The organism is Sphingosinicella sp. LHD-64 (assembly GCF_031157375.1).
GTDB lineage: Bacteria > Pseudomonadota > Alphaproteobacteria > Sphingomonadales > Sphingomonadaceae > Allosphingosinicella.
This window is the reverse complement of record NZ_JAVIFV010000003.1, coordinates 878,723-891,795: the sequence shown is the minus strand read 5'-3', so window position 1 is coordinate 891,795 and position 13,073 is coordinate 878,723. Positions and strand designations below refer to the sequence as shown.

Below are 13,073 nucleotides of genomic sequence, written 5' to 3'. Positions count from 1 at the left end.
CATGCGCGAAATCGTGTTCGACACCGAGACCACCGGGCTCAGCCCGGGCAATGGCGATCGTCTGGTCGAGATCGGCTGCGTCGAACTGGTGAACCGGGTCGAGACCGGGCGCACCTTCCACTCCTATTTCAACCCCGGCCGGGCGATGCCGAGTGAGGCCGAGGCGGTGCATGGCCTCTCCGAACGCTTTCTCTCCGACAAGCCCCCGTTCGACACGGTGGTCGAGGCGCTGCTGGAGTTCATCGGCGATTCGCCTCTGATCGCGCACAATGCCGCGTTCGACTTCGGTTTCATCAATCACGAGCTCGGCACCTGCGGCAGGCCAACCGTCTGCCATTCGCGGATGGTCGACACGCTTGCCATCGCGCGGCAGAAGTTCCCGGGGGCCAAGCACAGCCTCGATGCGCTCTGCACGCGCTTCGGCGTCGATCGCTCGCTGCGCATCAAGCATGGCGCGCTGATCGACGCGCAGCTGCTCGCCCAGGTCTATGTCGAGCTGACCGGCGGGCGGCAGATCGGCCTCGGCCTGGTCGCCGCGGTGATCGAGGTCGATCCGGCGGCGCTGGTCGTCGAGACGATCGCCGCGCCAGTCGTTCTCGAGATCCGGCCGCCGCGGGCGCATGCGCCGTCGGACGAGGAGCTGGCGCGCCACGCCGCGTTCCTTTCGGGCATCAAGGACCCGATCTGGAACCGGCTGGCCGGCCGCGGTTGACCTTGGCCGCGCCCGAGCCCAAATGCCGGGCTTAGGCAGCAAGCAGGAGCAGGCGATGGACATCCGAGTCTCCGGCCACCAGATCGAAACCGGCGAAGCCCTCCAGGCCCAGGTCGACCAGCGCCTGGGCGGGATTGCCGACAAATATTTCGCCCGGGCGATCTCGGCCCAGGTGACCTTCGGCAAGGGGCCGTACGACCACAGCTTCACCTGCGACATCGTCGCTCATGTGCCGCAAGGGGTCGTCCTCAAGGGCCGCGGCGCCGCGGCCGACGCCCGCAATGCCTTCGACCAGGCCGCCGACCGGATCGAGACCCAGCTCCGCCGCTACAAGCGGCGGCTCAAGGACCGCCACGCCCAGACGGCGCGCGCCGAGGCCGATGACGGGGCGGCGCTGGACGCCGGCTACACCATCTTCGCGCCGCCGTCCGAGGCGGAGGAGCCGGTCGACAACCCACCCGTGGTCGCCGAGACCCGGGTCGACATCCCGAGCTCCAGCGTGTCCGATGCCGTGATGCTCCTCGACCTTCGCAACACCAACGCGCTCATGTTCCGCAACAGCGGCACGGGCCTTTTCAACATGGTCTACCGACGAGGGGACGGGACGATCGGCTGGGTCGAGCCCAAAGGCGACTGAACCTTTCGCCCCGCAATCGAAACTCTTCTCTCCATGGGTCGGAGCGGCCCTGCCGGTGCTATTTCATGAGTGATCTCAGCGACATCCTTTCCAGCGAAGCCGTCGAGGCCAACCTGACCGCCGCCAACAAGAAGGCGCTGTTCCAGCAGCTCGCCGCCGTCGCGAGCCGGCAGACTGGGCTCGACGCGAAGGACATTCTCGCCAGCCTCAACGCCCGCGAGAAACTGGGCTCGACCGGCTTTGGTGGCGGAACCGCCATTCCGCACGGCAAGATCGACGGGCTGGAAAAGGTGGTCGGCGCCTTCACGCGACTCACCCAGCCGATCGATTTCGGTGCCGTGGACGGGCTGCCGGTCGATCTCGTGTTCCTGCTGCTGTCGCCGACCGATGCCGGCGCCGATCATCTGAAGGCGCTCGCCAGCGTCAGTCGGACCTTCCGCGACCAGCCGACCCTCGCCAAGCTGCGCGGCGCCCGCTCGCGCGACGCGATCTATGCGCTGCTCGCCGGGGAGGAAGCGCGCAATGCCGCCTGAGGCGGGCGCGGCGTCGGTCCCGGGCGGAGAGGCGGCCCATTTCCGCGCGCTCGAGTCGCTCTACAACGAAGCGCCGATCAACCGGCTGTTCCGCTCGCAGCTCGAGATCGTCGAACCGGGCCGGGCGCGGATCCGGTTCGAGATCGGGGAGGAGACGTTCCACGCGGCCGGCGCAGCGCACGGCACCCTCTATTTCAAGATGATGGACGATGCCGCCTTCTACGCCTGCAACAGTATGGTCAGCGACCGCTTCCTCCTGACCACGGCCTTCAATCTGGTCTTCACCCGGCCGCTCAGGACGGGACCGGTCGTCGCCGAGGGCCGCTGGATCAGCGGGCGGCGGCGCGTGTTCGTGGGCGAGGCGCGGCTGCTCACCCCCGACGGCGAGGAAGCGGGACGCGGGACCGGCACCTTCATGCGCTCGCACATCCCGCTTTCCAGCCTCGCCGGCTACCGGCCGCGCTGATGGCGCCGCGGGTCGCGAGCGCGGTTCTGGCCAGCGCGCTGATTCGCCGGGCGGAAGCGGAAGGCGGGTTCGGCGTGGTTGTCGCAAAAGGGGACGAAACCGCCGGCGCGATCGCTGTGATCCTTGCCGAAAAGGGCAGAAAAGCGTGCCTTTTGGAACGCGCGCTTCAGCCCGACGGCCGCTATGCATGGCAAGCATCTTCACAAGATGTTGAAAAAGCAGAGGAATTCGAAAGACTATTGAAGCGCAAGCGCAGCTTCGATCCGGACCTCTGGATCGTCGAACTGGATATCGCATCGGCCGAACGGTTCGCCGCTGAAATGAGTGCTTTCGATTGACGGTTGCAGCGTGAAATCCTAGCGCCAAGAACAGCACTTCAGGTGAAAGAGCGGGGGCCGTCCGCAAGTTCGAAAAGAGAGACGGCACGCGAGTCGGGAGGCTCGATCGGGGATGGCGTTTCCATCCGGCATTTGATCGGCCGACCGCAGAGACAAGATTGTCAATGCAAACCAAGTTTCGCGCTGCGGCTGCCGCCGCGGTCGCTTTTTCTTTTTGTGCGGTCGCCGGCCTGGCCGGCCCGCTGCTCGCCTCGGACAGCGAGGGCACGCCGGCGATCTCCTATACGGAGCATGGCGCCGCGACCGTCCAGACCACTCCGGGGCTTGGCGTAAACGCGGTCGAGGATCGCCGCCAGCTCTCCCAGGACATCGATTTTTCGACGCCGGTCGCCACCCATGCGATCGCACCTGCCTTCCCCGAAAATGACGAAGCCGACGAAGCCGGGGATGCGCCCGCGGAGCGCGACGGCCGCTCGCTCGCGGCACTGGTCGACGATTATGGCGACACCGACACGCCGAACGCGGAAACCGAGTGCCTCGCCCGCGCCGTCTATTACGAATCCAAGGGCGAGCCGCTGTCGGGCCAGCTCACCGTCGCCGACGTGATCGTCAACCGGTCGCGCTCGGGTCGTTTCCCGTCGTCGATCTGCGGCGTCGTCCGCCAGGCCGGCCAGTTCTCCTTCGTCCGCCGCGGCGTCATCCCGACGCCGCCGGAAGGCGCGCGCGACTGGCGGATCGCGGTCGCGATCGCCCGGATCGCGATGGAGGACCTCGCCGACGGCGCCGCGCCCCGCGCGCTCTTCTTCCACGCCCGCCACGTCAATCCGCGCTGGCGGCTGACCCGCGTCGCGACCGTCGGAAACCACGTTTTCTACCGCTGAGCTTCGGCTCCCCGGCTAGGACATGGCCCGCTCTCCAGTGCCCGGAGAGCGGGCCTTTTTATGTCGCCGGGTTTCCCTTGTTCCCGTTTCATTCTAGTCTGCCGCGATGGCCAGCCTGCCCGATTCGCCCCGCACCGACTGCTTCGCCGGCCTGCCGTTGGTGGCGCAGGACGTGGCGCGGGGCGTGACACGGCTCTTCTTCCGTTCCGATCTCTACGGCATTTGCGAGGTGCCGCTGCCCAATGGGCGACGGGCCGACATGATGGCGATCTGCAGCAGGGGGCTGCTCACCATTGTCGAGATCAAGGTGTCGCGCGCCGATCTCATCGGCGATCACAAATGGACCGACTATCTCGATTATTGCGACCGCTTCTTCTGGGCGGTGCCGGCGGGCTTCGCGCTGGAGCCCTTCGACGGCGAGGCGCTGGGCCACGACTGCGCCGGGCTCATCATTGCCGACCGCTATGATGCCGAGGTGATCCGCGAGGCGCCCTATCGTCCTCTGGCCGCGGCGCGGCGCAAGGCGGAGACGCTGCGTTTCGCGCGGCGTGCGGCGCGACGCCTGGCAGGCGACCTCGATCCGGGTCTTGCCGGGCTCGACTAATCCTGGGTCGGCCCCATCATCTGGCCGGTCGTGGGTCGCCCCTGCGGATTCTGGAGCGCCTGCAGGACGGCCGAGAAGCGGCGGTCCTGGCGGGCATAATCGAGCGCGGAGTAGCCCGCGACGCTGTCGGTCTGGTCGGGATCGGCGCCCTGGCTCACCAGGAGGCGCACCATCGGCAGGTCGTTGCGCTGCACCGCATAGATGAGCGCGGTCTCGCCGCGATTGTTGGCGGCGTTGACATTGGCACGGCCAGTGATCAGGCGTTCGGCGCCTTCCCGCCAGCCGATCTGGGCGGCCAGCATCAGCGGCGTCGAGCCGTCATTGGTCTCGATGTCGGGCCGGGCGCCGCGGCCGAGCAGGAAGCCGAGCCAGCTCAGGTCCCGACGTCGTACGACGATGTGCAACGCGGCGTCGCCGGTCGCCTGCTCACGGGCATTGATCGCGGTCGAGCTGGGATTGGAGGTGATCTCGTCGACCTTGGCGCCATCACGCTCGCGCACCGCTTTCAGGAAGGTATAGCTTTCCGAGAAGCCCATCTGGGCGATCGCCGGCACCGCGACGACAGCGACGAGAGCAGCGAGGAGTAGGCGAAGGTTGGTCCGGGCCATGGGGCACCCATATCTATTCGGCTTGATCGCGGGGGATTAGCAAAGCATGGCGGTCATTGCCATGAATGAAAACGCTTTTGCCCGTTTGCTGGCCCCGTTCGCGCTGGGGCTCGCGCTGTTTCTGGCCGCTTGCCAGCAAGGGGCGCAATCGGGCCCGCCGCCGCTCGAAGGGGCGACGATGGGCGGTCCCTTCACCCTCACCAACCAGGACGGGCGGCGGCAGAGCGACACCGACTTCGCCGGCATGTACCGGCTGGTCTATTTCGGCTACACTTTCTGCCCCGATGTCTGCCCGGTGGACATGCAGGTGATCGGCGCGGGCCTGCGCCGATTCGAGGAGCAGGATCGGGCGCGGGCCGAGCGGGTCCAGCCGATCTTCATCACCGTCGACCCGGTGCGCGACACGCCGGAGGTGCTGCGCGCCTTCGTACGCAACTTCCACCCGCGCCTGATCGGCCTCACCGGCAGCGAGACGGAAATTGCCAATGTGGCGCGGGCCTATGCGATCCACTACAATCGCGAGCCGCCGAATGCGCAGGGCGCCTATCTGGTCGACCATACGAGGGTCGTCGTGCTCTACGGGCCGAACGGGGAACCGGTCGCGATCATCCCGCACGATCAGGGGGCGGACGGCGTCGCTGCGGAACTCGCACGCTGGGTCAGATGAGGGATCGCTTCTGGGAACTGCCGATCGGCGATCTGACCCGCGAGGAATGGGAAGCCCTGTGCGACGGCTGCGGCAAATGCTGCCTGCACAAGCTGGAGGACGAGGTCACCGGCGAGCTTTTCCCGACCAACGTCGCCTGCCGCCTGCTCAACCGCAAGACCTGCCGCTGCAAGGACTATCGCAACCGGCGGGCCTATGTGCCGGATTGCGTGCGGCTTGACGCGCGCAGCATCGATACGATCGACTGGTTGCCGTCGACCTGCGCTTATCGCCTGCGCGCAGAGGACAAGCCGTTGTTCGACTGGCACTATCTGGTGAGCGGCGATCCGGAGAGCATCCACGCGGCCGGCGTATCGGTGCGCGGCTGGACGGTGTCGGAGGACGATGTCGGCGATCTCGAACATTATCTTGTCGATCGTGAGCTCTGAGCGCGCGCTGGGCGACCTGCCGCTGACCATCCGGGTCAGCCCGACCGCGCGTCGCCTGCGGCTCAAGGTCGACACGCGCACCCGCACCGTGCTGCTCACCATTCCCCGCCGCGTTTCGCGGCGCAGTGCGCTCGCCTGGGCGGCCGGCCATCGCGACTGGGCGGAGCGGGCGCTGGCGGCGATCCCGGTCGCCGCGCCGATCGGGCCGGGCACGGTCGTTCCACTTGCGGACGAGGATCTTGTTCTTGACTGGGATCCGAGCCGCTCGCGCCGGATCGAGGCCCGAGACGGCCGCCTGGTTGCCGGGGGTCCTTTGGATGGGCTTCAGGCCCGCGTCCTGCGCTGGCTCAAGGCGCGGGCGCTGGCGGTGCTGGAGGCGGAGACGCGCGAGTTCGGCACCAAGGCCGGCGTCATGGCGTCAAAGGTCGGGGTCGGCGATCCGGTCTCGCGCTGGGGCAGCTGCGCGAGCAGCGGCACGATCCGCTACAGCTGGCGCCTGATTCTCGCCCCGGCCTTCGTGCGCCGGGCGACGGTCGCGCACGAGGTCGCCCATCTCGTCCACATGAACCATGGCCCGGCCTTCCACGCTTTGGTCGCGGAGCTGCTCGGCAGCGATCCGCGGTCGGCCCGCCTTTGGCTCCGGCGCGAAGGCGCGCGGCTGCACCGGTTCGGCGCGCGCTAGAAGCGGTCGTCCCGCCGGGGTGGACGATCGATCGCGCGCTCGAGCCATTCCGGATCGAGGCGCTCGGGCGGCTTGCCCTCGTCGACAGGCGGCAGGACCTCCTCCTCATAGACCTCCCTGCCTTCTTCCGGAACGGTCTGCAGGGTGGGCGGAAGCGGGTTGCCGTCGGCATCGACCATCGGGCCGTCGCCCTCTTGCGGCGCGTACCAGATGTCCATCTCCTGTTCGTTGGCGACCTGCCAGTCGGGCGCGGCTGCCTCGGTCGCGAACGGCTCCGCCGGCCGGCTCGCGACGGCGCGGACCATGTAGTCGTGGAAGGCCTGGGCCGGCGCGCGGCCGCCGGAGAGGCCGGACAGGCGGCGATTGTCGTCACGGCCGTACCAGACGCCGGTGGTGATGCCGCTGGAAAAGCCGATGAACCAGCCGTCCTTGTTGGCGGTCGTGGTGCCGGTCTTGCCCGCGGTCGGGCGGCCGAGATTGGCGGCGCGGCCGGTGCCGTTGCTGACCACGCCTTCCAGCAGCTGGGTCATTTGTGCCGCAACCCAGGGCTGGACGAGCACCCGCGTCTCATCGTCCTGATGCTGGTAAAGCAGGGTGCCGTCGGCCGTGGTCACCCGGCGGATGCCGTAGGGCGTGACGCCGACCCCGCCGCGCGCGACCGCCGCATAGGCGCGGGTCATGTCGATGAGGCGCACTTCGGAGGAGCCCAGCGCCATGGCCGGGCTGGTGTTGATCCGCGTCGTCACGCCGAAGCGCTGCGCCATGTCGGCGACCGATCTCGTGCCGACCTGCTGGGCCAGCCGCACCGCCACCGTGTTGACCGAGTAGGCGAAGGCGGCGCGCATCGGGATCGGGCCGACATTGCGGCCATTGTCGTTGCGCGGGCTCCAGCCGTTGATGGTGATCGGCGAATCCTCGACAATCGTGTTCGGATTGTAGCCCGCCTCGAGCGCGGTCAGGTAGACGAACAGCTTGAACGAGGAGCCCGGCTGGCGCGTCGCCTGAGTGGCGCGGTTGTAGATCGAGCGGGCATAGTTGCGCCCGCCGACCATCGCGCGCACGGCGCCGTCGCGGTCGAGCGAGACGAGCGCGCCTTGCGCGCCCTGCGGCGCATTGGCGTTGATCGCGGCGGTGGCGGAACGCTGCATGCCGATGTCGATCGTCGTCCAGATGTCGAGCGGCTGGTTGGTCTCGTCGATCAGCATGTCGAGCTGCGGCAGCACCCAGTCGACGAAATAGCGGGAGCTGTCGTGGCGCTCGGCATCGGCGGCGAACTGGATGTCCTGCGGATTGGCCATGGCGGCCTGGCCCGGCGTGATCGCGCCATTGCGCACCATCAGCCGCAGCACGACGCCGGCGCGATCGCGCGCGGCTTCCGTATCGGCGGTCGGCGAATAGTTGGAGGGGGCCTTGACGAGGCCGGCGACGATCGCGGCCTCGGCGACGCTCATCTCGGTCGCGCTGTGGGCGAAGAACCGGCGCGACGCGGCATCGATGCCATAGGCGCCGCCGCCGAAATAGACGCGGTTGAGATAGAGTTCGAGGATCTGGTCCTTCGAGAACTTCCATTCGAGGGCGAGGGCGAGGATGCCCTCGCGCACCTTGCGCGCGAAGCTGCGGTCGTTGGTGAGGAAGATGTTGCGGGCGAGCTGCTGGGTGATGGTGGAGACGCCGCGCACCCGCCCGCCATCCGTCCAGCCGATCCAGATGCCGCGGGCGATGCCGACCGGATCAACGCCGGGATGCGAGCGGTAGCGGCGGTCCTCGACCGCGACCATCGCGTCGCGCATGACCGGCGGAATGTCGCGATAGGCGAGCCATTCGCCGAACACCGGCCCCATCGAGTGGATGATCGTGCCGTCGGCGGCGCGCACCCGGATCATCTGGCCGAGATCGTTGCGGCGGGCGAGCTCGGTGTAGCTCGGCAGCTGGTTGACCGCGACCGCCACGGCGACGCCCAGCGCGACCAGCGACACGACCAAGAGATAGGCCGCGATCTTGAAGCTGGTGACGAGATACCGCCGGACGCGGGACCGGGGGCGGGGAGCGGCGTTGGCCATCGAAGGCTACGGATAGGGTGCGCGAGTCATGGCGGCAAGCAGAAGCGCGAAACGGCTGAACGAAGGCTTACTTCGACTCGTCCCGCTTTTCGAAATCGAGGCTGGCCGAGTTGATGCAGAAGCGCAGGCCTTCCGGTCCCGGCCCGTCGGGAAAGACGTGGCCGAGATGGCTGTCGCACCTGGCGCAGCGCACTTCGGTGCGGACCATGCCGTGGCTCCGGTCCTCGTGCAGCGTGACATGATCGCGCGCGGCCGGGCCGGTGAAGCTCGGCCAGCCGCTGCCGCTGTCGAACTTGGTGCCGCTGTCGAACAGCTCGTTGCCGCATGCGGCGCAGCGATAGAGGCCGTCGTCATGATTGTTGTAGAGGACGCCGGTGAAGGCACGCTCGGTGCCGCCTTCGCGGAGCACATGATATTGCTCGGGCGAAAGGCGCTTGCGCCATTCCGCGTCGGGGAGGTCCATCTTGTCCATGCGGCGAATGTGGGCCTCGCGACGGCTGGGATCAAACCCGCGAAAAGTCGTCTGGCGCGACATTTCATCCTCTATCGTCATTCCAGCGAAAGCTGGAATCCCTCTTCTTCATAGTCACCGAAAGGAAGGGAGATTCCGGCTTTCGCCGGAATGACGGAGATGTGATAGCATCGATGCCATGTCCGACATCGCCCGCCTGCCGATCCGCGCCCCCGACCGGACCGACGATCTGAGCCTGCCCGGCTGGGTCTATCACGATCCCGAATATTTCCGCGTCGAGATGGCGCGGGTGATCCGCCCCGCCTGGCAGATCGTCTGCCACGTCAGCGACATTCCCGCACCGGGCGACTGGCGGACGCTCGATTACCTCGGCGAGAGCGTGATGGTGATCCGCGGCACGAACGGCGAGGTGTGCGCCTTCGCCAACGTCTGCCGGCATCGTGGCTCGCGGCTGGTCGACGGCCATGAGGGCTGCGCGCGGCGGCTGACCTGTCCCTATCACGCCTGGACCTATGCGACCGACGGCCGGCTGATCGGCGTGCCGCACAAGGTGGACTATCCGGATTTCGACCAGAGTGAGTGGAGTCTGATCCCGGTCGAGCTCGAGGAATGGCGGGGCTTCCTGTTCGTGCGGCTGGAGGGCGGCGGGCCGGGCGTCGCGGAGATGATGGCGCCCTATGACGCGGAGATCGCGCCACATCGGCTCGAAGATCTTGAGGCGATCGGGCGGATCACGATGCGGCCGCGCGACGTCAACTGGAAGAATGTCGCCGACAATTATTCGGACGGGCTCCACATCGACATTGCCCATCCCGGCCTCACCCGCCTGTTCGGCGCGAGCTATGCGATCGAGGCGGGGCCGCATGTCGATCGCATGTCGGGCGAGCTGGTCGAGCGAGAATCGGCCAATCTGTCTGAACGCGCCTATCAGCGCCTGCTGCCCGAGGGCGGAGGGCGGACCTGGCTCTACTTCAAACTCTGGCCGAACGTTGCTTTCGACATCTATCCGGACCAGGTCGATTTCATGCACTTCGTACCGGTCTCGCCGACCGAGACGATGATCCGCGAGATCAGCTATGCGGTGCCCGACGACCGGCGGGAGATGAAAGCAGCGCGCTATCTCAACTGGCGGATCAACCGGCAGGTCAATGCCGAGGACACGGTGCTGATCCGCCGCGTCCAGCAGGGCATGGGCTCGTCGCTCTACCGGCCGGGGCCGCTGGGCGAGAGCGAGGTGTGCCTGAGGAGCTTCGCGCAGAAGCTCCGGCGGATCATTCCGCAGACGCGGGAAGCGGTTCCGCCGCCGGCCGGCTGGTCCGGGCGATGAAGTAGACGGGGATTCCGCTCGCCAGCAGCACCGCGCCCCAGCCGATCGCCTCGAAACCCGCCCCCCAGAGCGCCCAGAGCGAGAAGATCGCCGCGACCACGAAGACCGGCATGGCGGTCGTGCCGGTCCGGAGCTTGATCGCTGCCAGCGAGGCGGCGAGATAGGCGACGAGCGAGGCGCTGGTCGCGAGCAGGATCAGGAAGCCGAACAGATCGGTCATCGACCGCGCATTGTTGAGCACCAGCACGATGGTGACGAGCGTGGTTGCTGCGAGGTGGGCGCGCACCGGCGTGCCGAAGCGCGAGAGCGTCGCGAACCATGACGGGAACACCCCGTCCTTCGCCATCGCCCAGGGCAGCTCGCCCTGCATCAGCATCCAGCCGTTGAGCGCGCCGAACGCGGCGATCGCAGCGAACAGGGCGATGAGCGTCGCGGCAGGCCCGCCCCAGTAGCGGCCTATGAAGTCGGCCATCGGCGCGCCGGACTGGGCGATTTGATCTGCCGGCATCAGCAAGGCGACCGCCGAGCAGGCGAAGGTGTAGATCGCGCCGGTTAGCGCAACGCCGATCAGGGTAGCGCGCGGGATGACCCGCTCCGGCGCCTCGACCCGTTCGGCCGGCACGGTCGCCGATTCGAAGCCGAGGAAGGACCAGAGCGTCAATGTCGCTGCCGCGGCGATCCCAGTGGCGCCGGTGAAGGTCAGTGCGCTCGCTTCCAGCGGCGGGAGCCGCGCCTCGCCACCGCCGAGCAGCAGGACGGCGAGGATGACCACCGCCGCCAGGGGCAGCAGTTTGAGGATGGTGGTGACGAGCTGGATCCGGCCCACGGTCCTGGCGCCGAGGCAGTTGATCAGGGCGAGCGACCAGACCAGCGCCAGCGTCACCCAGGCGGAATGGGCGCCGATTCCGGGGAAGACGGTGCTGAGCGGCGCAACGACGCCGGTCGCGATCGCCACGTTGCCGACCCACATCGATACCCAGTAGCTCCAGGCGACGATGAAGGCGGGGAACGGCCCGAAGGCGGCCCGCGAATAGGCGTAGACGCCGCCGGCCCGTGGCATCGTGCGGGCGAGGCTGCCGAACACGATGGCGAGGCAGAGCGTGCCGGCGGTCGTCACCAGCCAGCCGAACGCCCCGTTCCAGCCGAACGGCGCCAAAGTCGCGGGCATCAGGAAGAAGCCCGAACCGATCATGTTGCCGATGACGAGTGCCAGGCAGATCCAGAAGCCGAAGGCGCGCCTGGGTGTGGCCGGAGCGACGGGGTCCATGGCCTTGCATGGACTAGGTTGCGGCCGCGTCAAAGGAGGAATTACCGGAGGGGTTATTTGATCATTTGGCGCAACGTCCCCCGGACGTTGCGGTTCGGCCTTTGGCCGAACTACCCAAATGATGGTGCGGTCGAGAAGACTCGAACTTCCACGGCCTTTCGGCCACAGCGACCTCAACGCTGCGCGTCTACCAGTTCCGCCACGACCGCACGTGATGCCGCCGAGAAGTCCCGGCGCCGGTAGGAAGCGGGGCCTCTAGCAAAGCCTTTCGGGCGGCGCAACCGCTCCTAGTAAAGGTACATCGGCATGCCCTCGACGCGCATCAGCCGGGCGCGATAACTGGCCTTGTCGTAGAGCGCGGAGACGTCGACCGACTTCTTGCCCTGGAGCAGGGTGTCGGCGGGTACGTGGCTATAATTGCCGTCGGTGAGCGTCACCATGCGGCCTTTCTCGCCACGATTGAGGAGCTGGACGGCGAGCGCGCCGAAAGCGAAGCCGACCATCCGGTCCATCGCGTCGGGTTCGCCGGCGCGCATCAGGTAGGCGAGCTCCTGGACGACCGCGCCGCTGCCGAGGCGGCGGGTGATCTCCCGCCCGAGCCGCTGGCCGACGCTGCCGTCGTTGCGCTCGGCCGCCGGCTTGGCGATGTCGCCGTCGCCCGACGCCTCGCCGCCGATCTTGGCGCCCTCGGAGATCACGCACATCGCATAATGGGCGGGGTTGGAGGCCTTGTCCTCGGCGAGCAAAGGCAGCAGCACGTCGAGATCGGCGGGCACTTCCGCGATCACTGTGCGATCGACCTGGGCGAGGAAGCCGGCGAGCAAAGCCGTCTCGCCGCTGCGACGGCCGAACAGCTCGATCACGCCGATCCGTTCGTGGCTCTCGATGGTGGTCCTCAGTGCGTTGATCGATTCGACCGAGCGGCTGACGGCGGTGGAGAAGCCGATGCAATAATCCGTGCCGTAAACGTCATTATCCATCGTCTTGGGGACGGAGACGACCGGCACGCCCTGCGCCGCGAGATGGGCCGAGAAGCGCAAGGTGCCGTCGCCGCCCAGGGTGACCATCGCGTCGATGCCGAGCTTTTCGAGCACGTCGAGGACGTGACCGGTCCGGTCGCCCTCCGGCCGGGTGCGGGGATCGGTGCGCGAGGTGTGGAGGATGGTGCCGCCCATCCGGTCGATGCCGCGCACCGTCTCGCGGTTCAGGGCCAGGCTGTGCTCGCCGATGCTGGCGGGCTCGGCGGGGTCGATCCCCATCACCCCTTCCCAGCCTCGGCGGAATCCGGTCACCTTCCAGCCGAGATCGTCGGCGGAGAGCACGACCGAGCGGATGCAGGCGTTGAGCCCCGGGACGTCGCCGCCCCCCGTCAGGATTCCGATGCGCATCCG

The 13,073-nt window shown here is 67.8% G+C and carries 16 protein-coding genes and 1 tRNA gene; 11 read left to right on the top strand and 6 right to left on the bottom strand.

Features of this window, described 5'->3' with window-relative positions; genetic code table 11:
- Position 1 precedes the first annotated feature (1 nt).
- From dnaQ to RCO27_RS12330, 7 genes are all read left to right on the top strand, one after another.
- On the top strand, positions 2-712 hold the full coding sequence (gene dnaQ / locus RCO27_RS12360) for a DNA polymerase III subunit epsilon (RefSeq protein ID WP_309002975.1): 711 nt from the start codon (positions 2-4) through the stop codon (positions 710-712).
- A gap of 55 nt (positions 713-767) precedes the next feature.
- The gene (hpf, locus tag RCO27_RS12355; protein ID WP_309002974.1) at positions 768-1,349 is read left to right on the top strand and encodes a ribosome hibernation-promoting factor, HPF/YfiA family; all 582 of its coding nucleotides are present in this window, start codon (positions 768-770) and stop codon (positions 1,347-1,349) included.
- 65 nt (positions 1,350-1,414) lie between these two features.
- Positions 1,415-1,882 carry a PTS sugar transporter subunit IIA gene (locus RCO27_RS12350; protein WP_309002973.1) on the top strand — a complete coding sequence of 156 codons (468 nt, stop codon included), beginning with the start codon at positions 1,415-1,417 and terminating at the stop codon, positions 1,880-1,882.
- The gene (locus tag RCO27_RS12345; protein ID WP_374990379.1) at positions 1,872-2,348 is read left to right on the top strand and encodes a PaaI family thioesterase; all 477 of its coding nucleotides are present in this window, start codon (positions 1,872-1,874) and stop codon (positions 2,346-2,348) included. The genes RCO27_RS12350 and RCO27_RS12345 overlap by 11 nt, the downstream gene beginning before the upstream one ends.
- Positions 2,348-2,686, top strand: coding sequence for a DUF1491 family protein (locus RCO27_RS12340; protein WP_309002971.1), 339 nt, complete (start codon positions 2,348-2,350; stop codon positions 2,684-2,686). Before RCO27_RS12345 ends, RCO27_RS12340 begins: the two co-directional genes overlap by 1 nt.
- Before the next feature lie 164 nt (positions 2,687-2,850).
- Positions 2,851-3,567 carry a cell wall hydrolase gene (locus tag RCO27_RS12335; protein ID WP_309002970.1) on the top strand — a complete coding sequence of 239 codons (717 nt, stop codon included), beginning with the start codon at positions 2,851-2,853 and terminating at the stop codon, positions 3,565-3,567.
- A 106-nt stretch (positions 3,568-3,673) separates the two neighbouring features.
- Entirely contained in the window at positions 3,674-4,171 is a 498-nt protein-coding gene (locus tag RCO27_RS12330; protein ID WP_309002969.1) for an MmcB family DNA repair protein, read from the top strand.
- Here RCO27_RS12330 and RCO27_RS12325 read toward each other — a convergent pair.
- Positions 4,168-4,779, bottom strand: a complete 612-nt coding sequence (locus tag RCO27_RS12325; RefSeq protein WP_309002968.1) for an ankyrin repeat domain-containing protein — start codon at positions 4,777-4,779, stop codon at positions 4,168-4,170. The genes RCO27_RS12330 and RCO27_RS12325 overlap by 4 nt on opposite strands.
- A 61-nt stretch (positions 4,780-4,840) precedes the next feature.
- Between RCO27_RS12325 and RCO27_RS12320 the strand changes: the two genes are divergently transcribed.
- Genes RCO27_RS12320 through RCO27_RS12310 form a run of 3 tightly spaced genes read left to right on the top strand, consistent with a single transcriptional unit; the run spans position 4,841 to position 6,556 of the window.
- Positions 4,841-5,446: an SCO family protein gene (locus RCO27_RS12320; protein ID WP_309002967.1), complete on the top strand. Its 606-nt coding sequence runs from the start codon at positions 4,841-4,843 to the stop codon at positions 5,444-5,446.
- Positions 5,443-5,874, top strand: coding sequence for a YcgN family cysteine cluster protein (locus RCO27_RS12315; protein WP_309002966.1), 432 nt, complete (start codon positions 5,443-5,445; stop codon positions 5,872-5,874). The genes RCO27_RS12320 and RCO27_RS12315 overlap by 4 nt, the downstream gene beginning before the upstream one ends.
- Positions 5,864-6,556, top strand: coding sequence for a YgjP-like metallopeptidase domain-containing protein (locus tag RCO27_RS12310; RefSeq protein ID WP_309002965.1), 693 nt, complete (start codon positions 5,864-5,866; stop codon positions 6,554-6,556). Before RCO27_RS12315 ends, RCO27_RS12310 begins: the two co-directional genes overlap by 11 nt.
- On the opposite strand, the gene RCO27_RS12305 is transcribed toward RCO27_RS12310, so the two are convergent.
- Both RCO27_RS12305 and msrB read right to left on the bottom strand, forming a co-directional pair.
- A complete protein-coding gene (locus RCO27_RS12305; protein WP_309002964.1) occupies positions 6,553-8,616 on the bottom strand; it encodes a PBP1A family penicillin-binding protein in 2,064 nt (687 codons plus the stop codon). The genes RCO27_RS12310 and RCO27_RS12305 overlap by 4 nt on opposite strands.
- Positions 8,617-8,683: 67 nt before the next feature.
- Positions 8,684-9,088 carry a peptide-methionine (R)-S-oxide reductase MsrB gene (gene msrB / locus RCO27_RS12300; RefSeq protein WP_309002963.1) on the bottom strand — a complete coding sequence of 135 codons (405 nt, stop codon included), beginning with the start codon at positions 9,086-9,088 and terminating at the stop codon, positions 8,684-8,686.
- Positions 9,089-9,266: 178 nt separating this feature from the next.
- Between msrB and RCO27_RS12295 the strand changes: the two genes are divergently transcribed.
- Positions 9,267-10,415, top strand: coding sequence for an aromatic ring-hydroxylating dioxygenase subunit alpha (locus RCO27_RS12295; protein WP_309002962.1), 1,149 nt, complete (start codon positions 9,267-9,269; stop codon positions 10,413-10,415).
- Here the strand turns inward: RCO27_RS12295 and RCO27_RS12290 are convergent.
- From RCO27_RS12290 to RCO27_RS12280, 3 genes are all read right to left on the bottom strand, one after another.
- Positions 10,360-11,682: an amino acid permease gene (locus RCO27_RS12290; protein WP_309002961.1), complete on the bottom strand. Its 1,323-nt coding sequence runs from the start codon at positions 11,680-11,682 to the stop codon at positions 10,360-10,362. The genes RCO27_RS12295 and RCO27_RS12290 overlap by 56 nt on opposite strands.
- Before the next feature lie 122 nt (positions 11,683-11,804).
- Positions 11,805-11,891 (bottom strand) — tRNA-Leu (locus RCO27_RS12285).
- Between the two features lie 78 nt (positions 11,892-11,969).
- A complete protein-coding gene (locus RCO27_RS12280; protein ID WP_309002960.1) occupies positions 11,970-13,070 on the bottom strand; it encodes an ATP-dependent 6-phosphofructokinase in 1,101 nt (366 codons plus the stop codon).
- Between the last annotated feature and the right edge of the window lie 3 nt (positions 13,071-13,073).

Excerpts from the sequence above, each read along its gene's own strand:
- dnaQ (WP_309002975.1), top strand. The coding sequence starts at position 2 with ATGCGCGAAATCGTGTTCGACACCGAGACCACCGGGCTCAGCCCGGGC.
- hpf (WP_309002974.1), top strand. The coding sequence starts at position 768 with ATGGACATCCGAGTCTCCGGCCACCAGATCGAAACCGGCGAAGCCCTC.
- RCO27_RS12350 (WP_309002973.1), top strand. The coding sequence starts at position 1,415 with ATGAGTGATCTCAGCGACATCCTTTCCAGCGAAGCCGTCGAGGCCAAC.
- RCO27_RS12345 (WP_374990379.1), top strand. The coding sequence starts at position 1,872 with ATGCCGCCTGAGGCGGGCGCGGCGTCGGTCCCGGGCGGAGAGGCGGCC.
- RCO27_RS12340 (WP_309002971.1), top strand. The coding sequence starts at position 2,348 with ATGGCGCCGCGGGTCGCGAGCGCGGTTCTGGCCAGCGCGCTGATTCGC.
- RCO27_RS12335 (WP_309002970.1), top strand. The coding sequence starts at position 2,851 with ATGCAAACCAAGTTTCGCGCTGCGGCTGCCGCCGCGGTCGCTTTTTCT.
- RCO27_RS12330 (WP_309002969.1), top strand. The coding sequence starts at position 3,674 with ATGGCCAGCCTGCCCGATTCGCCCCGCACCGACTGCTTCGCCGGCCTG.
- RCO27_RS12325 (WP_309002968.1), bottom strand. The coding sequence starts at position 4,779 with ATGGCCCGGACCAACCTTCGCCTACTCCTCGCTGCTCTCGTCGCTGTC.
- RCO27_RS12320 (WP_309002967.1), top strand. The coding sequence starts at position 4,841 with ATGAATGAAAACGCTTTTGCCCGTTTGCTGGCCCCGTTCGCGCTGGGG.
- RCO27_RS12315 (WP_309002966.1), top strand. The coding sequence starts at position 5,443 with ATGAGGGATCGCTTCTGGGAACTGCCGATCGGCGATCTGACCCGCGAG.
- RCO27_RS12305 (WP_309002964.1), bottom strand. The coding sequence starts at position 8,616 with ATGGCCAACGCCGCTCCCCGCCCCCGGTCCCGCGTCCGGCGGTATCTC.
- msrB (WP_309002963.1), bottom strand. The coding sequence starts at position 9,088 with ATGGACAAGATGGACCTCCCCGACGCGGAATGGCGCAAGCGCCTTTCG.
- RCO27_RS12295 (WP_309002962.1), top strand. The coding sequence starts at position 9,267 with ATGTCCGACATCGCCCGCCTGCCGATCCGCGCCCCCGACCGGACCGAC.
- RCO27_RS12290 (WP_309002961.1), bottom strand. The coding sequence starts at position 11,682 with ATGGACCCCGTCGCTCCGGCCACACCCAGGCGCGCCTTCGGCTTCTGG.
- RCO27_RS12280 (WP_309002960.1), bottom strand. The coding sequence starts at position 13,070 with ATGCGCATCGGAATCCTGACGGGGGGCGGCGACGTCCCGGGGCTCAAC.